The sequence below is a fragment of the Taibaiella sp. KBW10 genome (genome assembly GCF_003852495.1).
Classification (GTDB): domain Bacteria; phylum Bacteroidota; class Bacteroidia; order Chitinophagales; family Chitinophagaceae; genus Edaphocola.
Genome location: NZ_QAJI01000007.1, coordinates 216,107 through 238,143, shown reverse-complemented (window position 1 = coordinate 238,143; position 22,037 = coordinate 216,107). Strand labels below are relative to the sequence as shown.

The following is a 22,037-nucleotide window of genomic DNA, read 5'->3' as shown; positions in this document are numbered from 1 at the left end:
GCATTGAGACATTTATATACATACTTTATTTTCCTATTGAGTCTTTCCTTGCTTTCGGGCATGGGATTACAAGGTTATGCCCAGCAAACAGCAAGCGTATCCGATACGGTGTATACCGATATTGAGGACAGCACAGCGCTGCCTGAGGTAGATTCTACCTATGACGTTTCCTACGATGAAAGTGGGCATACCGAAGAGGAGGATTATAATGCTGATTACGATTTCTATTTTTCTATAACCGATTCTGCAGCCCCGATACCCGCAGATGTCAGGCGTCTGACCGCTTCGGAGTGGACCCGGCTGAAGTCTGATCCAGACTTGAAATATGAAAAGGAAAACGAAGATATCCCGAAGGCAGCACCCAAAAAGCAAAGCCGTTTTTGGTTTGATTTTATAGAAGGTGTTTTTAACTTTTTTACCGGCATTTTCGGTAAAATTCTTCTATGGACGATCATTATTGGCGTGGTTCTGCTGATTGTATACCAAATCGTGAAAAATAACGGATTGCGTATTTTCTCCAGGAAAGATAAGAAGATACTATCGGGCGGTACAGATGAACTGGCAGATGATTTTATTCCGGAAAGCTGGGAAGCCATTATTCATAAGGCAGAAACAGAAGGAAATTTCAGGTTGGCGATCCGGCATAGTTACCGGCATATCCTGATACTCATGAATGATAAAGGCATTATAGAGTACAATCCTTCAAAATCCAATTATCAATATGTAAGCTTGCTCCGCGACAAAGCAGTGTATAGTGATTTTGTACGTTTATTGCATCACTATGAATTTGCATGGTATGGTGGTTTTGACATCTCTGCCACTGCCTACGCATCCATTAAGGCAATCTACCATGATTTGAAACATAAAATATAAAAATTCTTGAGACGGATTATAACCATATTATGCTATTGTGCCATTTTTGCCTTTGCGGCCTGTACGGGGCGGGCAAAGACAAAAACCAATTGGGAGGTACAGTATAGCGAAGAGGCTAAAAGCCCTTATGGATTTTACCTGACGGCACAGGCATTACCCAAACTGTTTCCCAAGGCTACGTTTAAAGATGTACCAATTAAGGCTAATGTCTTTTCCAGTACGACTAATCAAAACAAAAGTGTTTATTTCTGCCTTTCCGATAGGATCGCGTTTAGTGCCTATGAAATGCGTCAATTGGACGACTGGCTTTATGAAGGGAATGAGGCGGTACTGATTGCACATACATTCGATCCGGCTTTGCTGGAATCTTTATCCATTAGTCTGAATGTAAGCAGGGAGCTTGGAAATACGGATGAAGATCAGAAAATAACAGATGCCGTAAAGGTGCATGTATCCCAAAATGCAGTGGTGAAAACTTATACTATAGCGCGGTATAAGCAACGCATTTTCAATAATTACTTTAGCATTACCGGTAAGCAGGACAGTTTGGCCGCTTCGTATACAATATTAAGTACCGATGCCAAAGATCACCCTAATGCGATTGCCTTCCGGATCGGGGAGGGACGATTGATTATCATGTCCGCTCCTTTATCTTTTTCCAACTATTTTTTACTGGAAGATCCCCGTAATCAGGCTTATCTGGAAGATATGATGGCTTATGTGTCTAAAGATGTAAAATATGTATATACATCTGCCGGATACAATAAAACGCCCCAAAATTCTAGCCTGAGTATTCTTTGGGATCATATGGCTACCCGTATGGCACTCATCCTGTCGGTATTGGGTTTGCTGATTTATGTATTGTTTAGCCTGAAAAGGAAACAGCGCATTATCCCGGTTGTAGAGCCACTTAAAAATGATTCTGCTTCTTTTGTGGAAACCATTGCGGGTTTGTATTACAATAAGCATAATAATAAAAACCTGGCGCAGAAAATGATCCAGCACTTCTTTGAGTATGTGCGTAGTACCTACCAATTGAATACCAATCTGCTGGATGAGGTTTTTGAACAAAAACTGAGTATCCGTTCCGGAAGAACAAAGGCAGAAACCAATTATCTGGTCACTCAGATCAAGCAAGTACTGGCAGATTCGATAGACGTTAATGATACATTCCTGCATTCTTTTTATAAGAACATGCAAACATTTTATAAAAAATAAAAGCTAATTTAGAGACCATGGATCATCAAAATACAAACCATAACGAGACAGAATACCAATCGAGGATACCGATTGCTGAGGTGGCCGAACTGATGAATAAAGTACGATTTGCCATTGCAGATACGATTGTCGGTCAGCAGGATATGGTAGACTTATTATTGACGGCTTTATTGGCAGAAGGGCATGTGCTTTTGGAAGGTGTACCGGGTGTGGCCAAAACACTTACTGCTAAAACCGTTGCCAGGCTTATTGATGCCAAATTCAGCCGTATTCAGTTTACACCGGATTTGATGCCTTCTGATGTAATCGGAACCAATATCTTTAATCCGCAAACCATCAGTTTTGAGTTCCGCCAAGGACCTGTATTTGGTAATATTGTTTTGATTGATGAGATCAATAGGGCACCGGCGAAAACACAAGCCGCTTTATTTGAGGTCATGGAAGAACGCCAGATCACTTCCGATGGGGTGTCTTACCTGATGGAAGCACCGTTTATGGTGATTGCAACGCAGAACCCAATCGAGCATGAAGGAACTTATCGCTTGCCTGAAGCACAATTAGATCGTTTCTTATTTAAAATCAATATCGGTTATCCTTCTGTAGAAGAAGAGCTGACCATATTGAGCAATCATCATCAGCAAAAAGGGCATTTGGCCTTACAACAGGTAAAAGCCATTGTATCGAAAGCAAGTCTGGATCATTGCCGTAGCATTGTGAAGCAGGTGCATGTAGAAGAAAAAATATTACAGTATATCACACAGCTGGTTGTGGCTACCCGTAACCATCCGGCTTTATATTTAGGCGCCTCTCCAAGGGCAACTATTGCTTTGTTAAATGCAGCTAAAGCTTTAGCTGTATTAAGAGGCCGGGATTTTGTAACGCCCGAAGATGTCACCTTCAATGTTGTGCCGGCCCTGAGACATCGTGTGGCACTCACACCGGAGAAAGAGATGGAAGGAATTGCAACTGATGATGTACTTAAAGAAATCATCACTAAAATAGAAGTGCCGAGATAAGCCGTTTTGGTATGTGGAGGCTGATAAAGCAAGGAGACGCAGATAGCGCAATCCATGCTGCATTTTATGGAAGTAATCACCATCATCATAACTGATAAATCCGGTGCAAGGGTACTGAACGGTAACATGGATACTTTGAAGTGTTCCGGGAAGAATACCCGCGGCAGATTAACAATATTTTCCAGTGTTATCATACTTAACCCTGGGCTTGCCGGATACTAACTGAATCATTGAGATCATGCGTAACCGGCATCATTAAATTGAAAACCATGCATAAAAACAAGGAAAAGATTAGCATTATTACAGCGATTCATAATGGATTTGCTTCTAATGAGATCTTTTTGGATACCCTCAAGAAATATACCCACCATACGTTTGAACTGATCATCATTGACAATGCTTCTACAGACGGAAGTGCCGAACTGTTTGAGAAAAATGGTGCCCTTGTGATCCGCAATAAAGAAAATTATTCTTATCCGTATACACAAAACCAGGGTATTAAAGTTGCTCAGGGAGCATATATATTTTTCCTCAACAACGATATCTTTGTTGGTCCGGATTGGGATAAGATATTGATTGATGCCGCCCGGGCAAATGATATCGATGTTATTTCGGCAAAAGGATTGGAAAATATGGGTAATGTAAGGGATACAAAGGCCATAGCACTCCGTTGGAAGCGGATCAAGTATCCATTGCTGATGATGGGGAGTGGTGTGCGTATTTTACGGTTGATGCACCGGTTGATGTATGGAAACTGGCAGAAATTCTGTGCCCGCCAATTCGATACCTTTGGATTACAAACGATAGAAGGTATTGTTGGGAATAATGTAATGATGACTAGGAATGCTCTGGACAAGGTAGGTGTCTGGGATGAAACCCAGCAGGCAGCAGACTTTGATGTATTTATGCGGGTCAAAAAAAGATCCATAGAGCATCAGGATATAAAACCGTGTCAGATAGCATTGGGTGCCTATATACATCACTATGTGCGCATGACCTTGAAATATGGTTCGCATAAACCCGTACCCTTTGCAGACATAGAAAACCTCCGTTCTATATCGCAAAAATGGACACCCGAAGAGGTGAATGCTTTACATCCCGATAAGGTGATTAAAGGCTGATCTGTTATAGATATCCTGGATTAGACGATGGGCAGGCACAATCCCGCTGATTATCGCGCACTGCGCGCTTCCGTTCAAACAAGAAACACAGCACGTTCATAATATTTACGAAATAAGGTGCAGGCCTTTTTTGAGCTTAAATTCTCGAAAAGCCTGCACCTTATGTAGCATATTGCTTATTAATGAAATCTGTGCCGCAACTATTTAGCCGCGATCACAGAAATTTCGATATTGACCCCTCTTGGTAAGCCGGCAACCTGTACGGTTTCTCTGGCGGGTTCATTAGCGGTAAAAAACTGTGCATATACTTCATTGATCTCCCCAAATTGGGCCATATCTGTAATGAAAATAGTGCTTTTCAGTACATGCGAAAAATCCATACCTGCTGCTTCCAGAATGGCTTGTACATTCTCCAAAACCTTTCTGGTCTCGTCCTGGATACCAGAGCTTACAATAGTGCCGGTAGCAGAATCCATAGGGATTTGTCCCGATACGAATAACATATTACCAAATTGTGTTGCCTGATTATAAGGGCCAATAGGTGCCGGAGCGGCAGTAGTATTGATGATTTTCTTTTCCATGCCACAAATATAATTATTAAGCCCCTGAAAATGCCCTGTTTCAAAAATAAAATCCGGTACAAAAGGCCCGATAAATTATCTTTGCATACAATCTTGATCATGGCAAATATACTCTTTATCGATACGGCTGCACAACATACCCATGTGGCCATTGGCCATAGGGAAAACGGTATAAGTGAATTGGTTAATACCGATCCCAATCAGCAGGCCGCTTCCCTCAACGAAATGATTGCCCGGGTGTGCGATACCGCGCAACTTTCTTTGAAAGATATTGATGCGGTGGCGGTGGATGCCGGTCCTGGAAGTTATACCGGTTTAAGGGTCGGTTTGGGGGTCGCTAAGGGTATTTGTTTTGCCTTGGATAAGCCCTTGATGCTATTTAGTAAACTTGCCTTGATTGCAGATGCAAAGAATACTGCAGGGGAATTGCTGGTGGTGCTCAAAGCCCGAACAGGAGAGGGTTTTGCAATGGCTACTCAAAAAGAAACTACCTTGTTGCCGGCACAGCATATTTTTTATGACACCTTTGATTTTCATATTTATGCAACGGGTATATTGCTCACCGACGACAGTGCTTTGCTAGAACGATTTCCGGAAGCCACAATTTTAGAAAATCATCTTCTTGATATGCATTCTTGGAATGCCCTGGCGCAAAAGAGATGGGAAGAGCAAGCCTTTGACGACCTGGCCTATGCCGAACCTTTTTATTTAAAAGCGGCTTTTACCACAGCAGCTAAAAACAAATTATAAAATGGACATACAACATAAAAAAGTATCGGAATCCTATACCATTATGAGCGAGATCGTTTTGCCAAACGATACCAATACGCTCAGCAACCTTATGGGGGGGCGACTGATGCACTGGATGGATATTGCAGCCGTAATCGTGGCACAAAAACACAGTAATAAACCTTGTGTAACGGTGTCGGTCGATAATGTGAATTTTCATAACCCGATTCGTTTGGGCAATGTAATCACGATCGAAGGTAAGGTTACCCGCACCTTTAATTCCTCCATGGAGATCTATCTTTCCGTATGGGGTCAGGACCTGATCAAGCAGGAGAAGTACCTGTCTAATGAGGCTTATTTTAATTTTGTCGCATTAGACTCTTTAGGTAAGCCTACGCAGATCCCCGGTATTATTCCCGAAACGGATAAAGAAAAGGAAATGTATGAGGATGCCTTGCGCAGAAGACAACTACGACTGCTATTGGCCGGTAAACTGAAACTGGAAGATGAAGTGGCCTTGAAATCTATTTTATTCCCGGAAAACAAATAAATATATGAAGCTGATCAGTATTGTAGCCGCGAGCGAAAATAACGTCATCGGGATTGACAATAAAATGCCCTGGCATCTGCCGGATGACCTGAAGTTTTTTAAAAGAACCACTTCCGGTTATCCGATTATTATGGGGAAAAACACCTGGATGTCCATCGGTGCAAAACCCTTACCCAATCGTACGAATATCATTATATCGACCAGCTTAACAAATGATATTCCCGGAGCGGTAGTGCTGTCTTCCTTTGAGGCCGCACAAGATTACATCAAAACAAATGTTGATTTTTCCGACAAAGAACCCAAAGCTTTTATCATCGGAGGGGGGCAATTATACCGCGAAGTGCTGTCCAAATGTGCTGAAATTTTTATGACGCGTATCCATACACAAGTTGTGGATGGAATGGTCTTCTTTCCTGAAATCAGAAACACAACATGGAAAAAAGTATGGGAAGAACGACATACAAAAGATGAAAAGCATGCCTATGATTTTACTTTTGAGCATTGGTTGAATGAGGCAAAATAACCCCCTGAAATCTTGAATTATCTACAATATCTCTTTAAATCAAAAGGGCGGCATGGTACCCATTCGCCTTTTGTGTATACTTTTGTCGAGGAAGCCTTGCATAGACCCAAAGGCTATGTATATCCTCCCGGTTTTTTGGCACAAACGACAGCGGCGCAGCAAACCTTATTCCGGATCATCTCCTTTCTGGATTTTGAACATTGGTATGGTACACCCGATCTTAAAGATGCTTTGGGCTGGTTAAATGAATACATACCCAAAGGTAAATGCCTGGATTCACTAACCGACCTTCCGGAACATACCCTGATTATCGCGCGCCCTGAAGCGCTAAATACAATGCTTTTGGCGCAAGTGGAACGAACACAATACCTCAGTGTTTTGTTATGGCATGAAGGAAACCCTGCTTATCAGGAGGTAGTGGCCTTATGTCAGCAGGAAGTATTTCAGTGCACCTTATTTACATGGGATTGTTCCTTATTGATCCGCAATCCGGATTTTAAGAGAAAACAACATTATTTGCTTAGGTAGTAGGAGGGATTAGTCCGGCTTCTTTTTTAATCTGGCGATCTACCCAATACAATAAGACCACTGCAAAGTAGAACAAGGCTCCGATCTTATAGGTTTGCAATAATTCTGAGAACAGGTTATTCAGAAAGAAGGCTGCAATGATCATTGCGCTGGCCAATACCGTATGCTGGTAAAACCGGTCCGTTGTACGGTGGTATAGCTTTTGTGCATGATAAAACACGGCGGCAATAAAGATACCGTAAAGGAGCATAGAAGGCCATCCCTGCTCAACCAATAAGAACAGGAAATAGTTGTGTGTAGTTGATTTTTCGGGATTCGCACTCACATAAGTCTTGAATACGGTAACAGCATGAGGCTTATAATAATAATAGAAATTATTAGGCCCTACACCCACTAAAGGATGCTCCTGGCTCATACGGGCAGAGGCGATCCAGCGGAAAAAACGCTCCATAGAAGACATGTCTCCACCCACAAAACTTGCTTTAATCAGGTCATTGAACGTATGCCGGGAATAGGTTTGCTTAAAATCGGGGCGATAATCAATATACTTATTGTTCTGCACCATAAAACCGATAATGGTAAAACAGAAGATAAAGAATAGAGGCATCAGCCAGTTAACCAATTTTTTCTTGATACACCACAGCACAACAAAAGCAAATATGGTGCCCAGCATAGCGGCACGGGCAAAGGCAAGATACATGCCAAGGATGTAAAAAAGGAGCAAGGCAAAAAAGAACCAGCGCAGCATTTTATTGTCTTTATAATACCGCCATAAGATGTAGAAAACCGGCAATACCATAGACATGATACAGGCATGGTCTACGTGGTTATAAAAGAATGGCTTTGCTGCTTTATTGGTTTGTATATATCCGAAACGGTAATAAGCATGGTGCAGAAAAACATATAAGGCCACCAGCGTCATAGGAATCAGGAATGCCTTGGCTACATTGCCCACGTCTTTTTTGGTTTGTAAAACGATAGCAGGCAAAATAAAGAAGCTAAGGAGCTGTATGGTGTTAACCCCTAAATACTTAACAGAGAATAAAGGGATCTGGGAAAATAATACAGAAACAATCAGCCAGAAATATTGTAAAAAGATGATTAGCGTAAGCGGATGCCTCAGCAGGTTTTCGTATACAATCCTTTTATGAAATAATAAAAGAATCAGGGTGAGTCCCGCCGTTAATAAGGTAAGCGGTAGCTGCGGCAGGTACATCATCGAAGAGCCTCCGACCTGAACGATAACCGTCAGGGGAATACAAACCACATAAAACCAGTAAAAAGATTTCCAGTTCAGAATGATCCATGCGGCAAAGGGAATCACAAAAGGAATGGCAATGACAAAATAATAATGTGTGCTGGAGAATATGGCAATACAGGCCAGCAAGACAAGAGCAGAAAGGGCATAAAACCACCATTCCTGTTTGCTCGTTTTAGTAGCAGGTATATTCAGGGCAATATTCATCCGGGAGAACTAGGCTTGACTTTTAAATGCGTTTGTGATCAGTACCAATAAGCAGGCAAAAATAAATGCGGCCAATACACTCGCTAAAATAACGATAAAAGGCGCCAGGTTAGAAGTTATATTTGGTACATAAGGGCCGCTTACTTTGTAGAAAACGTGTATTTTATCGTTGTTCAGAAAGCTGTTGTATTGGCTTTTTAAAGTCGTCAGTTTTGCATTTTGCTCATCAAGCTTGTCTTTAACCTGAATCAGCGATTGCAGTTGTTCAATCCCCACGGCATTATCCGCATTAATAGATTGATTGTTGCTCATGACCGTTCCTCTTACGGGCAGCAACTCGCTATAAAGATTATAACGCTTTCTGATGGCGGTGATGCTATCCGTTAAGATGGCTACTGAATCCGTAATAGCCTTTCTTTTAAAATCAATTTCCTTGGTTACATCTCTGTTATAATCTTCAAAGAAATTGATATAGATACTTTCTGCTTTGTACAAGGCTGCTTCCAGAGCAGCATGTGCTAATTTAGGATCGGTATCGGTAAATTTTGCTTCAATATCATAATTATCCGTACGCTTCAGCTTAAAGCTATTCTTGATTTTTCTGAAAGCGACTTCGTCAGAAGACAGGTTTTTTACCTTTTGGTACTGAACGGTTTCATTGATATAACCTTTCACATCACCACTTTCCAGGATCGTCATGGCTTTGTCCAGTTCGTAATCCTTAGCAAATACATCTTTGGTAAAAAGCGTATTGTCGTTGAAAAGCTGGTTACGGTCAAAGTTCATGAAACCTTTTACGATGATGCTGGCTTCGGAAGTATATTCATTGGGTCTGAGTGAGACAAACAAAACAGATGCAATTAACCCTAATGCTGTAATGCTTAATACTAATTTACCCCGAGACTTAATGGTTCTTATTATGGCTACGAGGTCGTACTTATTTTGTTGCATTTGTAAAATTTAAAATTCATGTATTTTTTAGTGTATGCTTAAATTTATATACTCTCTCCCGCTTTCATTTTCTCTGCATTCTCTGCCAGTTGCAAGCCATCTAGCATTTCGTCAATATTGCCATTCATAAAATCATCAAGGTTATAGCTCGTCATATTAATGCGGTGATCCGTAATTCTACCCTGAGGGTAGTTATAAGTACGGATTTTCGCAGAGCGGTCTCCTGTGGTTACGATACTCTTGCGTCGTTGCGCAATCGCTTCTTCATGTTTGCGTACCTCTTCTTCATAGAGTTTGGTGCGCAACATCGTCATCGCTTTTTCCCGGTTACCTAATTGCGTCCGTTCCGTTTGACAAACCACCACCGTTCCGGTAGGGATGTGCGTCAACAGTACTTTAGTCTCAACTTTATTTACGTTTTGTCCACCAGAACCACCACTTCGTGCCGTTTCCATTTTTACATCAGCATCCCTGAGTTCAAAATCGATCTCATCTGCCTCCGGCATCACCTGCACGGTTGCAGCCGAGGTGTGTACCCGTCCGCTGGCCTCTGTAGCCGGCACCCTTTGTACCCGGTGTACCCCGCTTTCAAATTTCAAAGTACCATACACATCATTTCCGACTACTTCCAGCTGAATATCTTTATAGCCACCTACCGTTCCTTCTGCTTCATAAACTAAAGACGCTTTCCAGCCCTTCTTTTCGAAGTATCTCATATACATTCTGAACAGATCTCCGGCAAAAATACTGGCTTCATCACCACCGGTACCGGCACGTATTTCCAACACCGCATTTTTGTCATCCTGAGGGTCTTTCGGAATTAACAATTGTCTGATCTCCTCTTCTAACGTAGTTTTCTCCGCTTCTTGTATAACCAATTCCTCTTTTGCCATATCTCTTAAATCGGCATCGCTCTCATTTTCCAGTACCTCTTTGCCAAAAGCAATGCTGTCCAAACAATTTCTGTATTTGGAATAGGATTGCATCAGCGGTTCCAGCTTTTTATATTCTTTAGAAATCTGAGTAAATTTTTTATTGTCACTCACAATTTCCGGATTGGTTAACGCTACGCCCAAATCCGTAAACTTCGCATGTAAGGCTTCTAATTTCTCAATCATTTATAATAACGCTTAATAAATATTTAGAATAAACGGTAACATAAATAGGTTTTCGATTACGATAGCATACCGTAACTTTAGTGTATATTTATAATAATTTACCGAAAATGTGTGCGAATTTACAAATATTAAAACAGAAGACCGCAGTTCTTTGATATTATTTTATTTATGATGTAACACATGTTTCCTTTTTATTACCATAAAATTAGAAATCATTTCAGTACTTTTGCCCATTACCTTTAGCGCAAATTATGCCAATACTAAGCCCTGCCATTAAGCAAATTATGAGAATGCGTCTGAACGCAGTCGATAATTTTATGCTTAACCCTATAGATACCCAGAAGAAAGTATTTAATGACCTGATCGGTTCTGCTCAATTTACCGATTTTGGTAAGCAGTACAGCTTTGATACCATCAATGCGATCAGAGAGTTCAAAGAAAGGGTACCGGTGCAGGAATATGATGATGTAAAACCTTATATACAAAGAATATTAGATGGGGAGCAGAACGTACTCTGGAATACCCCGATCAGCTGGTTTGCCAAAAGTAGTGGTACCACAAGTGATAAAAGCAAGTTTATCCCGGTTAGTAAAGAAACCCTTGACGATACCCATTACCGTTCCGGTAAAGACCTTTTAGGCATGTATGTACGCATGTATCCCGATACTGATTTGTTTGGCGGAAAATGCCTGACCATTGGCGGCAGCCATCAGGTCAATCAAATGAATGCCGATTGTTTTTACGGAGATTTATCGGCGGTGATGCTGCAAAATATGCCCCTTATCGGGCAGGTGATGCGCTCGCCGGATCTGAAAGTGGCCTTGATGGATGAGTGGGAGCATAAGATCGAAACGATTATTGACAGCACACTGGACGAAAATATTACCTATATCGCGGGTGTACCCACCTGGACACTGGTATTGCTGAAAAGAATTTTAGAAAAGACCGGCAAGACCGATATTCGTGAAGTATGGCCCAACCTTGAATTGTATATTCATGGGGGTGTCAGCTTCAAACCTTATCAGAATCAATTCAAACAATTGATTCCGCATGAGGACATGCATTACTTGGAGACATACAATGCCTCAGAAGGATTCTTTGCCGCACAGGATACGCCCGAACATGAAAATGGCATGTTACTGTTCCTGAACCATGGTATCTTTTTTGAATTCATGCCGATGGAGGAATATGGTAAGGCACATCCCGATACCTTAAATCTCAGAGAAGTTGCGCTCAACACCAATTATGCCTTAATTATTAGTACCAATAGTGGTTTGTGGCGTTATATTGTGGGCGATACCATACAATTTACCTCATTAGAGCCCTTCCGTATCAAAGTGACCGGAAGAATCAAGCACTTCATCAACGCTTTTGGAGAAGAAGTGATTATTGATAACAGTGATTATGCGATCGAGCAGGCTTGTGCCCAAACCGGTGCCATCGTGAACGATTATACGGCCGCGCCGGTATATATGACCGGAAATTCGAATGGTGCACATGAATGGATCATCGAATTTGAAAACCTCCCCGTTCCCTTACCTGTTTTTGTTGAAGCCATGGACCTGGCCCTGCAATCGGTAAATTCCGATTATGAAGCCAAACGCCATAAAGATATTGCCTTAAGAATGCCGATTGTACATGACGTAGCAAAAGGAAGTTTTAATGCATGGCTGAAATCAAAAGGCAAACTAGGCGGACAAAATAAAGTGCCCCGTTTGGCGAATGAACGTAAATTTGTGGAGGAAATACTAACCTTCTTGAATCAGCAGCAGTAGTGGTTCCTTTATTTATTTTGTTGTAATTTTTTGAGAAAATCATATTTCATCCAGGCATAACGCGCACTCGCTTTTGCCAGTTGATAACCGATTTTGCCATCTAGAAATCCTTTTTTGAAAATATATTGTTTCATAAACGAACTGAATCCGGATAAATAGGGTTTTAGTATGGAATACTTTTTGCCCTTCTCAAACATATTTTCGGCACTCAGCCTTGCATACTGCTCATTTTTAAGCTGAATCTGGGCGACGCTTTCAGCCGTATAATGGTACAAAATGCCTTCCAGTACCTCAAACGTAGCCGTGGCGGGCATGATCAGCGCTTCGTGCACCTTTTCCTTATCCCATTGTGATTTGGTCCTATTGTATAAACGCCTTTTTAGTTCAATCTCGCTGCCAAATGTTCCGTAACGGATTACTTCCAGGCCTATGAAATGTGCCCGTTTGATGCAATAAACCGTTTCCATAGTGTGGAACCGGAGCTCCGATAAAGCCCTCTGCAACTCCGTCGAGGCAATCTCATCACTGTCTATAGAAAGAATCCAGTCATGCGAAGCCAGGGCGGCCAACGCATTTTTAGTAGGGCCATAGCCCGTCCAGGGCAGCAGATGTGTTTTGAGGAATGGATATTGCGTTTGAAAGTTGTCGATCTCTTTTTCACTCAATCCGTTAAAGCCAATCAGGATATCATTGCTTAGGGTACGATAGCTTGTTACAGCCTTGATCAGGGTCGGATCAATCACATTGCTAATAATACATACCGAAAATTCCATAATGGCCTTATATTTGAATACTTTTGTAGAATCGAAAATCGGTTCAAAATAACGAATAAAAAGCCTTGTAATCCAGATCGTCTATGATAATTTTTTTAGTGGGAATGCCCGGAGTGGGCAAATCATATTGGATGAAAAAATTAAAACGGCATTATGGCTGTACCGCTATCGACCTGGATCAGTTTATAGAATCCGAAACCGGCGCAACCATCCCGGAACTTTTTCTTAAAAGTGAAAACATGTTTCGGCAAATAGAGCAAGAATGCCTTCATAAAATTATACAACAACATAAAGACGAGTCTTGTGTGGTCTCTACGGGTGGAGGTGCTCCTTGCTTCTTCGACAATATGGACCTCATGCTGCAGCAGGGCGTGGTCATCTACCTGGAAGGTACACCAGCCTTTATACACAGCAGGCTCACGCAGTCCAAAATAAGGCGCCCTATGTTTGAAAATATTGCTCCCGAAGATCGGCTGGCTTTTATAGAAAGCTTATTAGCCCAAAGAGTGGTTTTTTATGAAAAATCTACCTATTCCTTTGATGCATTATCCGTAACAATGGCTAATTTTGCGCAGCTTTTTAGTTCACTCCAATTTTAAATACTCATTTTATGTACAAACAAGCCTTGGTAGCCGCTTCACTGTTCGGAATGCTGGCCGTTATATTAGGCGCCTTCGGTGCGCATGCTTTGAAAGAAAAACTCACACCCGAATTGCTCAATACCTTTGAAACAGCCGTTAAATACCAGTTTTACCATGCCTTCGCTTTGTTAGCTGTAGGGATTATGTTTGCCCATATGCCTTCTGTCTGGTTGCAAAGAGCCAGCCTGATGTTTATCATCGGTACCGTATTATTCTGCGGTTCTATTTATGCTTTGGTTGCCTTAAAGCACAATGGCGCTGTAGGGTTGAAAGGTTTAGGGATCATTACCCCAATCGGAGGCGTATTTTTTGTCCTGGGCTGGTTGTTCAGTCTGTTGGGCGTTTTGCAGCACAATCCAAAATCCTGATTTCACATTATTTATGTGATAACAGAAAGGGTTCACCGGTATCGGTGAACCCTTTCTGTAGGTAGGCAATGCTGTTGTTATGTTATGCAACCGGAGACAAACGCTCTTGTTTCAGCAAAGTAGTAAAATCTACTATAGAATCTATGATATGGGTATGCGGATGTTTTTGCAATGCTTCTTTATCATTAGCACCACTCAGTACACCCACCACGAGCGCGCAGCCTGCACGATGGCCTTCTTCAAGGTCCACAGGAGTATCCCCGATTTTGGCCACCTGGCGTACATCTTCAATGCCGGTAAGGTCCATTGCCTTAAAGATCATATCGGGATAGGGGCGGCCTTGAGCCACCTCATCGCTGGATACACTCACATCCAATAAAGATGCCCAGCCCAGTCTTTGAATGATAATATCGGTAATGTCGCGGCTGAAACCTGTATCCAGACCTACTTTTATCCCTTGATCCTGTAAGGCACGGAAGGTTTGCGAAGCGCCTTCTATTTCACAGATACCGGGTGCATTTTTATAAAAATCGATCATGAGTCTTAAAAAATCCTCGTGAATAAGGGCTATGTTTTTAGTTGTTGCGTCAGGGTAAAAACGATCCAGCAGCATTTCAATAGCGACGGGTTTTGCAATACCCATCACCTCATTGGCAGCAGAAAGGGATATGCTGTAGCCATGCAGCTGTAAGGCGTCACATAAAGCCCGGGTTACAAAATCATCATCATAAACAGTCGTGCCGGCCATGTCAAAAACAGCAAGCTTAATTAATTCGGTTTGCATTGGTTATTTAATTTAAAGAAAGTGTACAAATATAAAACAATTATTTACTAATACTTAACTTTTGAGATTCCTTTTCTGCGGGTATGCGTCGCGGATTTACCTTCCGAAGGAAGTAGAAGACCGAGCTGACTTGTGCCAGCAGCAACAGGCCGGCGACCACCAGGGAGGCATTAAAGAAGAAATCGACATAGCTCATTTTTTGGCTGCCGAAGTTTTTATAAAACAGGACGCTTATACTCCCGCAATAGCCATAGAAATCGGCCATGATTACGATAAAACCTGCATTGCCTGCATGTTTGAATACCGCCAGCATGCGTTCAAAGAAGATCGTATTTGCCGGTACATAAGCAATATACAGACCAATACCGGTCGCACAAATCCACAGTTGCGGGCTAAGGTATCCGAATCCGTAACAAAGGGTACTGATAAGCAATATCAGGGCACCGGTAATGCTGATGGCATGGATAAAAAGAAAAGCTTTTAAATTGTTTTGTATTTTTTGCAGGAAAATCATCAGGAAAAGAATGATAATCGATACCGGAATTTCACTCAGCGTGAAAATAGAAGAATGCCCTTCAAACCCCAGTCCCTGCCAGATCTCCGGTGCGAAATTGTCCCTGAAATCCCGGTAGCTGGTCATCAGTATATAACTGATCATAAAAATCGTGAGGCCTCCGATGAAATGGCGGATAAATTGTTTGCGTTCTACCTTAATCATAGGGCTTCGGGCCGACTTCAGGGCAATATCTTCTTTTGTTTGCGGAGGCAACTGCTCCAGCATCCACACTGAAAACAATAATACCGGTAAGAAACAAAGCCCGATAATAAAGGGCATCCATATATCATTAACCCCAAGGTTATGGATAAAATACTGGCCCATACTTTTGACGAAGCCGGAAGAAAAGATTTGGGTTATGGTGAGGCCGACCACAAGGATTTCTGTACTGCGCCTGCCTTCCAGGTAATTGAAAATGAGTCCGAAGATCATGCCAATGGGTAGGCCATTCAGGAAGAGGGCTGCAATATTATAAGGACTGGATACGATTGCAAATAAGCCCAGGCTGAGCACGGAGATCAGGATAAGCCCTATGATGAGGCGGGGTCTTTGTTTAGGAGTATTTTCCGCGACAATCTTAATGCCGATCCATTTGGAAAGGGTATACCCAATGGTTTGTGCCGTAACCAGCCATATCTTAAAATCGATACCCCAAAAGGTCTGTCCGCCATAAGTGCCGGCGGCAAATGCTTTTCGTACCGCATACATAGCGGTATAGGTCAGAAAAGATGCTATAGTCGCAAAACATATAAACCACACGGAATTAGCCTCTTGCGCTAATTTTTGCCTTACTTTCATTAAACTAATGTTTAGTATTTGTATTCAGGCGCAAATGTAGTGCTCCAATGTTATCTTAATGCTAAATTAATGTTTAGTATTTGTTTACTTTTGGTTGAAGAAGTAAACAATCAGCATCACACACTTATCATTTCCGGTATTTTTGGGTACATGCGGCAGGCGTCCGTCAAAGAATAAAGAGTCTCCTTCTGCTAATTCGTAGCGCTCACCATTGATCAGGTATTCACACTTTCCCTGTATGATGTATTTATATTCAAAGGCATCGGTGGTTACTTCCTCTCTTTTTGCATTCTTATTCAGTTCCAGGATCACAAAGTCAAGGGTAGAAGCGGAGAGGCTTTTTACAAAAATACGTTTGTATAAAAAACCCTTGGCATCCTCTTTGGTAAAGGATTCATAGTCTTTTTTACGCTGCACGATTACGTTGGGCGTTTGCAAATTGAGCCCGTCAAAAAAACTGCTGACGGCCATTTCTAAAGATTGAATAATACCAAATAATACGGGAAGGGAAGGGATGCTTCTGCCATTTTCTATTTGAGAGATCAGTCCTTTACTCACACCCGATCTGTCGGCCAATTGTTGTACTGTTAATCTTTTCTCGTACCGAAATTCTTTAATTCTTCGGCTTACCTCCAGTAAAAATGCTCCTTCCATGTTTAGAATTTATAAACCTCAAAGATATTGTGTCTTTTCTATTCTGCATAATTCCCTTTTGAAATTAATATTCTGCCCATTTTCTTAACAATTTGGTAAACATAAGTTAAGCATTTGTAAACTACTGTTTATTAATTTTGCCTTGTAATTATTTCTTAAACAAATTGTTTTATGAGCAAGTTAAGGGTCTTGTGGTTCATGTGTTGCTGTATAGCAGGAATCAACAGTTTTGCACAGCAGCATACGGCAGAAAGAGATAGCGTGGGTAAAGTGGTCGCAATAGATATACTCCTGCATGAATTTTGTATCGCCGGAGATCTGTATAAGGTGCAAAAATACAAACTCGATTATCCGGTTGCGCTACCTGCCGATACCTTATTCCTTAAATGTGTGGCCACATATAAAAAAACGTACGAAGCGATCGTACCGGAAAAAAGAAGCCGGTTTTTCTATAACACATTTTACGAAACGGTTATTCCCGTCGTGCAGTATTTCAGAAGGCCCGATTTAGCACAGCTCTTTATAGAACACCAAAATCAATTGCATCCCAAAGCGCCGGTGCCCGACCTGAAACATCATGAGGCGCATGCAACACACGAACATCAATAAGATCATATAATAATCAATAAATAATGAAAAGTATAGTTACGCTTGTGGCTTTTAGTGTATTACCCGCAGCCTTGTTTGCACAAACTGCAAGCATAAAAGGTATTGTACAAGACAAAAAGGAAGCCCTACCCGGTATTATCATCAACCTGGTAGATAAATCTTATAATACCGTTACGGATATAGATGGTCGTTTCGAATTGATCGGTATTCCGTATGGTAAATATACCTTAAGTGTCTCGTCTTTAGGCTATCAGCCTTACACCAGAGTGATTGAACTTACCGGAGACCTTTCTCTGGGTACTATAGAACTGGCAGAAAAGGAATTGAATGAGGTATTGGTACTGGCCAGCATTAAAGGTACAGAGACCAAAGCGCTGAATATGATGAAATCATCCACCGTTTTTTCCAATATTGTGTCTGCAGAAGGGGTGGCCAAACTGCCCGATCGTAATGTGGCAGAAGCCGTACAGCGGCTGCCGGGTGTGGTGATGGAGTCTGATCAGGGAGAGGGGCGTTTTATCTCCTTTAGGGGTACCCCTTCTGACTGGAGCGCAGCCTTGGTGAACGGAGACCGTATGCCGGTAGCAGATGAAGAATCTAAGACCAGAGCAATGAATTTCGATATTTTTCCTTCAAGCCTGGTCGACTATATCGTTGTTTCTAAAACGCTGTCGCCCGATATGGAAGGCGATGCCATTGGCGGAAGCGCCAATTTTATTACAAAAAATGCCCCTGCCAAAAAATCGATACAAGCCTCTCTGGGTGCCGGCTATAATGCACAAGCCGATAAGCCCATCTATAACGCTTCCCTGGCATACGGCAACCGAAGCAAAAACGGAAAATTCGGCTATTTTGCCGGTGGTTCTTTATATAACCGTAATTGGGCAACTGATAACTATCAGGTATTTTATGGTAGTAACATGAACCAGTCTTTGTCTCGTCTGGAGCTGAGAGATTATGAAGGAAGGCGCAGTACCTTAGGGTTTAACGGTGCCTTGGAATATAAATTTAACGAGCAGGCCAGGATCTATGCCAAAGGAGTATACGGTAGTATGAAGGATGATGAATACAACCGTAAGACCATGTACAACTGGAGTACCGGTTGGGGACAATCTATCAAACTGCAAAATATTCATAATATTATGCTTACCCGTTTTTGGGGTGCGGAGTTGGGGGGAGAGCTAAAACTCGCTAAAAAACTTTCGGCCAGTTGGCGGGTAGCGAGCTACAGCAATGCCTTTCAATACGGTGCCGTACCTTTTAGTAAAGGAGATGCACGCAATGGCTACCATGTAGTGGAATTTGAAAAGGCGGTCGACTTTACCGATTTTCTATACCTGGATGAAAACGGGAAAGTAACCGATGAGCGTAATGCTTATGACAGGCTTAAATTATTGGACATTGACAGCCCGGAACCCGGATACGGAGATAACTATAAAAATATACAACCTACCTATCGGGAAGTACCGCTAATCAATCCTTCTGATAATTCTTTTGCTTTTACGCGTGCCTATTCTGAAACCAATCAGACCACCGAAAAAGACCCGGTTACGGCGCAGATAGATATGCAATATGCAGTCAAGAATAACCTGAAACTGAAATTCGGCGGTAAAATGCGGATGAAAGAGGGCCGTAGAAATGTGGGCCTGGAGCTGTGGGAGCGGAACAAAGACCTGAGTACTTCTATACTGTACAACAGCTTTAATCCGGGTCTGGTCAATGAACGCGGAGGATTCCTGCAAGAGCTCGGAAGCCCATACAGCGGTAAAATGCTGCCTTTCCTGAAAGGCGATCAGGTCGATCGTTTTGTGTCCAGCCTGGGAGATACCTTGCGCTATATTCCTTTCGGTGTCAAGACCCCTTATTTTCAGCAGATGGTTGGTTCCAGCTATCGCTATAAAGAGCAGGTATATGCCGGCTATGCAATGGCAGAATGGAGTCCCGTACCTAAGCTGACGATTTTGCCTGGTGCCCGTATAGAATATACCAATCCGAATGTACAGGCAGATAGTATTGTGACCATAGACCCGGCATTGGGTACCGTAGCACTGGTTTCGGTACAGTCAGGCAAATCGTACCTGTCAGTATTACCCATGCTTAATGTAAAATATGCCCTGACCGATAAGCAGAACCTGCGTTTTGCAACAACACGTACTTTCCGTCGGCCAAACTTTAACGAGATCAAGCCAGGAGCCGCTGCAATAGATTACTCGAATAATGATCTTGTATATGGTAATCCCTCCTTAAAACCGACTTATTCCTGGAATATTGATTTGGCTTATGAGCGCTATTTGGGAGCGACCAGCATGTTTAGTTTCTCTTCTTTTTATAAAAATGTAAAAGACCATATCTATACCGCATTTGAAAGCAGCAGTGCGGACAATGCAGGTGTCTCTAATGAATTCCAGATTCCGGGTGGGGTAATCGCCAAGAAGTTTCAGAATGCCCCGCAATCATATGCCGCCGGCCTGGAAGCCTCTTTAATGACCAAATTTCGGTTCCTGCCCGGAATGTTCAAAAACTTCGGGGTGAATTTCAACTATTCTTATACATACTCCCGGATGAACATTGCCGCAAGAGAAAAGCCACAACAGCTACCCAGACAATCACCCAATGTAATGAATGTAGCCCTGTTCTTCGAAAACGAACATATTACGACCCGGATCGGACTGAATTATCGTGACCCATATCTCTACGAACTGAATCTTTATGCCGTTAAAGACCCTGCTTCTGAAAAGACACTCATTCTGCATCAGGATAATAATTATGATGTGTATGTGGGCCGGAGCCTGACGGTAGACTATTCCTTTTCCTACAACTTTAAACAGCACTTTTCCTTTTTTGCAGAGTTGAATAACCTGACCAACACACCGTTCACGATGTACCGCGGGCAAAAGGAACGCCCTGTGAAGACAGAATATTATTCCATAAGAGGTTTACTGGGCTTACGATACAACCTGTAGGACACCAAAATTTTTGATATCAAAACCAAAATAAATTTTTAAAAAAATTATAAAAATCAATTCAAAAATGAAAACGATTAAAAATTTACTCAGTACTGCCGCATTGATCGGCCTTACCGCAACGGCTTTTGCACAAACCACACCTAAAAAACCAAAGGTGCTGTTTATCGGGATCGACGGGGTGCGCTCAGATGCCTTGGTACAGGCCAATACGCCCAATATCGATACCCTTATGGCACATGGGCTGTATACTTTTGATTCCTGGCATTGTGGACAGACTTCAAGCGGTGCCTCCTGGTCTACCATGATGACCGGTGTTTGGGAAGCGAAGCATCAGGTAACCAATAACAGTTATACCAATCCTAATTTTGCCAACTATCCTTATTTTCCCAAGCGTGCTAAAGAGTGTTTGCCTAATCTAAAAGCCATACAGATCATTACCTGGGATCCGATGAATGACCCGACCAATAGTAATAATGCTGCCGGTTTTGTCTTCAACAGCGGGTTCAACCAATCGATAGATGCCGGTTCGCACGGACAAGGCGCAGTAACGGCTGCCGCAAAGATTCAGTTATCCGATCCAAACCTCGACGTCCTGTTCATCCACTATGATGAAACAGATGCTACCGGGCACTCTTCAGGATTTAATCCGAACAATGCACAATACATGAACGCTATTCAGGATGTAGATCAGCAGATCGGAGAAGTGTTGGCTAAATTATACCAAAGACCTACCTATAATCAGGAAGACTGGTTGATCATGCTGACTACCGACCATGGTGGTATCGGAACCACACATGGTGGACAATCCAATACTGAGCGACATATTTGGTGGGTTGCTTCCGGACCAAGTGTTCCCCATTTGGAAATCACAGGACCTGATCCAGGCAGTTATTATATGTCTGCAAATCCAGTAGACACCACTTTGTTAAGAAGCACACCTGTACTGACCGATATCGCTGTTACCGCCTTGGCACACCTGTTAAAAGGAACGGCTTGCGAAAATCCACAAACCAATCCGAGCTGGAATTTAGATGGTAAATCCTGGTTGCTGGCCGATACAAGCACCGAACATCCTACCTATATCGAAGATGTAAACAATGCAGCAATTGAATTGGGCATTTTCCCTAATCCGAACAACGGTGCGTTCAAAGTCGCTTTTAAAGACATTACAGGAGAGATCAGTATCAGCATTGTCAATGTTAACGGAGCGGTATCGCAAAGCAAAAAAGTAAAAGCAAATACAGGTTTAACGGTCGTGCCTTTTGATCTTACGGCTTTGCCAAAAGGATTATACATGATGCAGGTGACTAACAACGGAAAACAAACGAGCCGGAAAATCGTCTTACAATAAGGACAGGCGCTGCGCGAAAAGGGCAGCGCTTTCCTATATATTCTTTCTTAATCACATAAAATCTTGAATTGAAAAGCAAAAATTTATAA

At 42.2% G+C, this 22,037-nt stretch carries 22 protein-coding genes; 14 read left to right on the top strand and 8 right to left on the bottom strand.

All coding sequences use genetic code 11. The annotated features are described in order from the left end of the window. Positions 1 to 3 precede the first annotated feature (3 nt). The 4 genes from DBR32_RS14950 to DBR32_RS14935 all read left to right on the top strand — a co-directional run bounded on the left by DBR32_RS14950 (position 4) and on the right by DBR32_RS14935 (position 4,228). Entirely contained in the window at positions 4 to 873 is an 870-nt protein-coding gene (locus DBR32_RS14950) for a DUF4129 domain-containing protein (protein ID WP_124637205.1), read from the top strand. A gap of 6 nt (positions 874 to 879) precedes the next feature. After that, positions 880 to 2,091: a DUF4350 domain-containing protein gene (locus tag DBR32_RS14945; protein ID WP_124637203.1), complete on the top strand. Its 1,212-nt coding sequence runs from the start codon at positions 880 to 882 to the stop codon at positions 2,089 to 2,091. Positions 2,092 to 2,108: 17 nt separating this feature from the next. Continuing rightward, positions 2,109 to 3,107, top strand: coding sequence for a MoxR family ATPase (locus tag DBR32_RS14940; RefSeq protein ID WP_124637202.1), 999 nt, complete (start codon positions 2,109 to 2,111; stop codon positions 3,105 to 3,107). A gap of 269 nt (positions 3,108 to 3,376) precedes the next feature. Further along, the gene (locus DBR32_RS14935) at positions 3,377 to 4,228 is read left to right on the top strand and encodes a glycosyltransferase family 2 protein (protein WP_124637201.1); all 852 of its coding nucleotides are present in this window, start codon (positions 3,377 to 3,379) and stop codon (positions 4,226 to 4,228) included. Positions 4,229 to 4,428: 200 nt separating this feature from the next. Here DBR32_RS14935 and DBR32_RS14930 read toward each other — a convergent pair whose 3' ends face one another. After that, positions 4,429 to 4,809: a RidA family protein gene (locus DBR32_RS14930; protein WP_124637199.1), complete on the bottom strand. Its 381-nt coding sequence runs from the start codon at positions 4,807 to 4,809 to the stop codon at positions 4,429 to 4,431. 99 nt (positions 4,810 to 4,908) lie between these two features. Here DBR32_RS14930 and tsaB point away from each other — a divergent pair, with 99 nt between their 5' ends. Genes tsaB through DBR32_RS14910 form a run of 4 tightly spaced genes read left to right on the top strand, consistent with a single transcriptional unit; the run spans position 4,909 to position 7,139 of the window. Further along, positions 4,909 to 5,559, top strand: a complete 651-nt coding sequence (tsaB, locus tag DBR32_RS14925) for a tRNA (adenosine(37)-N6)-threonylcarbamoyltransferase complex dimerization subunit type 1 TsaB (protein WP_158606016.1) — start codon at positions 4,909 to 4,911, stop codon at positions 5,557 to 5,559. 1 nt (position 5,560) lies between these two features. After that, positions 5,561 to 6,088: an acyl-CoA thioesterase gene (locus DBR32_RS14920; RefSeq protein ID WP_124637194.1), complete on the top strand. Its 528-nt coding sequence runs from the start codon at positions 5,561 to 5,563 to the stop codon at positions 6,086 to 6,088. Positions 6,089 to 6,092: 4 nt separating this feature from the next. Beyond that, complete coding sequence (locus DBR32_RS14915; RefSeq protein ID WP_124637192.1) at positions 6,093 to 6,611, top strand: dihydrofolate reductase; 519 nt, start codon at positions 6,093 to 6,095, stop codon at positions 6,609 to 6,611. A 12-nt stretch (positions 6,612 to 6,623) separates the two neighbouring features. Then, entirely contained in the window at positions 6,624 to 7,139 is a 516-nt protein-coding gene (locus DBR32_RS14910; protein ID WP_124637191.1) for a hypothetical protein, read from the top strand. Here the strand turns inward: DBR32_RS14910 and DBR32_RS14905 are convergent. Genes DBR32_RS14905 through prfA form a run of 3 tightly spaced genes read right to left on the bottom strand, consistent with a single transcriptional unit; the run spans position 7,132 to position 10,673 of the window. Next, entirely contained in the window at positions 7,132 to 8,604 is a 1,473-nt protein-coding gene (locus DBR32_RS14905; RefSeq protein WP_124637189.1) for an O-antigen ligase, read from the bottom strand. The genes DBR32_RS14910 and DBR32_RS14905 overlap by 8 nt on opposite strands. Positions 8,605 to 8,613: 9 nt before the next feature. Continuing rightward, positions 8,614 to 9,555, bottom strand: coding sequence for a Wzz/FepE/Etk N-terminal domain-containing protein (locus DBR32_RS14900; protein ID WP_124637187.1), 942 nt, complete (start codon positions 9,553 to 9,555; stop codon positions 8,614 to 8,616). Positions 9,556 to 9,599: 44 nt separating this feature from the next. Continuing rightward, positions 9,600 to 10,673, bottom strand: a complete 1,074-nt coding sequence (gene prfA / locus DBR32_RS14895; RefSeq protein WP_124637185.1) for a peptide chain release factor 1 — start codon at positions 10,671 to 10,673, stop codon at positions 9,600 to 9,602. 290 nt (positions 10,674 to 10,963) lie between these two features. Here prfA and DBR32_RS14890 point away from each other — a divergent pair, with 290 nt between their 5' ends. After that, positions 10,964 to 12,448: a GH3 auxin-responsive promoter family protein gene (locus DBR32_RS14890; RefSeq protein WP_233559755.1), complete on the top strand. Its 1,485-nt coding sequence runs from the start codon at positions 10,964 to 10,966 to the stop codon at positions 12,446 to 12,448. A gap of 8 nt (positions 12,449 to 12,456) precedes the next feature. Here the strand turns inward: DBR32_RS14890 and DBR32_RS14885 are convergent, their stop codons facing one another. Then, positions 12,457 to 13,221: a glycosyltransferase family 2 protein gene (locus tag DBR32_RS14885; RefSeq protein WP_124637182.1), complete on the bottom strand. Its 765-nt coding sequence runs from the start codon at positions 13,219 to 13,221 to the stop codon at positions 12,457 to 12,459. A gap of 83 nt (positions 13,222 to 13,304) precedes the next feature. Here DBR32_RS14885 and DBR32_RS14880 point away from each other — a divergent pair, with 83 nt between their 5' ends. Beyond that, positions 13,305 to 13,820, top strand: coding sequence for a shikimate kinase (locus tag DBR32_RS14880; protein ID WP_124637180.1), 516 nt, complete (start codon positions 13,305 to 13,307; stop codon positions 13,818 to 13,820). An 11-nt stretch (positions 13,821 to 13,831) separates the two neighbouring features. Further along, positions 13,832 to 14,230 carry a DUF423 domain-containing protein gene (locus DBR32_RS14875; protein WP_124637178.1) on the top strand — a complete coding sequence of 133 codons (399 nt, stop codon included), beginning with the start codon at positions 13,832 to 13,834 and terminating at the stop codon, positions 14,228 to 14,230. 82 nt (positions 14,231 to 14,312) lie between these two features. Here the strand turns inward: DBR32_RS14875 and DBR32_RS14870 are convergent, their stop codons facing one another. The 3 genes from DBR32_RS14870 to DBR32_RS14860 all read right to left on the bottom strand — a co-directional run bounded on the left by DBR32_RS14870 (position 14,313) and on the right by DBR32_RS14860 (position 17,022). Further along, the gene (locus DBR32_RS14870) at positions 14,313 to 15,014 is read right to left on the bottom strand and encodes a phosphonatase-like hydrolase (RefSeq protein WP_124637176.1); all 702 of its coding nucleotides are present in this window, start codon (positions 15,012 to 15,014) and stop codon (positions 14,313 to 14,315) included. A 40-nt stretch (positions 15,015 to 15,054) separates the two neighbouring features. Then, positions 15,055 to 16,368 carry a DUF5690 family protein gene (locus DBR32_RS14865; RefSeq protein WP_124637174.1) on the bottom strand — a complete coding sequence of 438 codons (1,314 nt, stop codon included), beginning with the start codon at positions 16,366 to 16,368 and terminating at the stop codon, positions 15,055 to 15,057. A gap of 84 nt (positions 16,369 to 16,452) precedes the next feature. Next, entirely contained in the window at positions 16,453 to 17,022 is a 570-nt protein-coding gene (locus tag DBR32_RS14860; protein ID WP_124637172.1) for an XRE family transcriptional regulator, read from the bottom strand. A 171-nt stretch (positions 17,023 to 17,193) separates the two neighbouring features. Here DBR32_RS14860 and DBR32_RS14855 point away from each other — a divergent pair, with 171 nt between their 5' ends. The 3 genes from DBR32_RS14855 to DBR32_RS14845 all read left to right on the top strand — a co-directional run bounded on the left by DBR32_RS14855 (position 17,194) and on the right by DBR32_RS14845 (position 21,948). Then, complete coding sequence (locus DBR32_RS14855; protein ID WP_124637170.1) at positions 17,194 to 17,631, top strand: hypothetical protein; 438 nt, start codon at positions 17,194 to 17,196, stop codon at positions 17,629 to 17,631. Positions 17,632 to 17,654: 23 nt separating this feature from the next. Beyond that, the gene (locus DBR32_RS14850; RefSeq protein ID WP_124637168.1) at positions 17,655 to 20,594 is read left to right on the top strand and encodes a TonB-dependent receptor; all 2,940 of its coding nucleotides are present in this window, start codon (positions 17,655 to 17,657) and stop codon (positions 20,592 to 20,594) included. A gap of 67 nt (positions 20,595 to 20,661) precedes the next feature. Continuing rightward, positions 20,662 to 21,948 carry an alkaline phosphatase family protein gene (locus DBR32_RS14845; protein ID WP_124637166.1) on the top strand — a complete coding sequence of 429 codons (1,287 nt, stop codon included), beginning with the start codon at positions 20,662 to 20,664 and terminating at the stop codon, positions 21,946 to 21,948. Positions 21,949 to 22,037 lie beyond the last annotated feature (89 nt).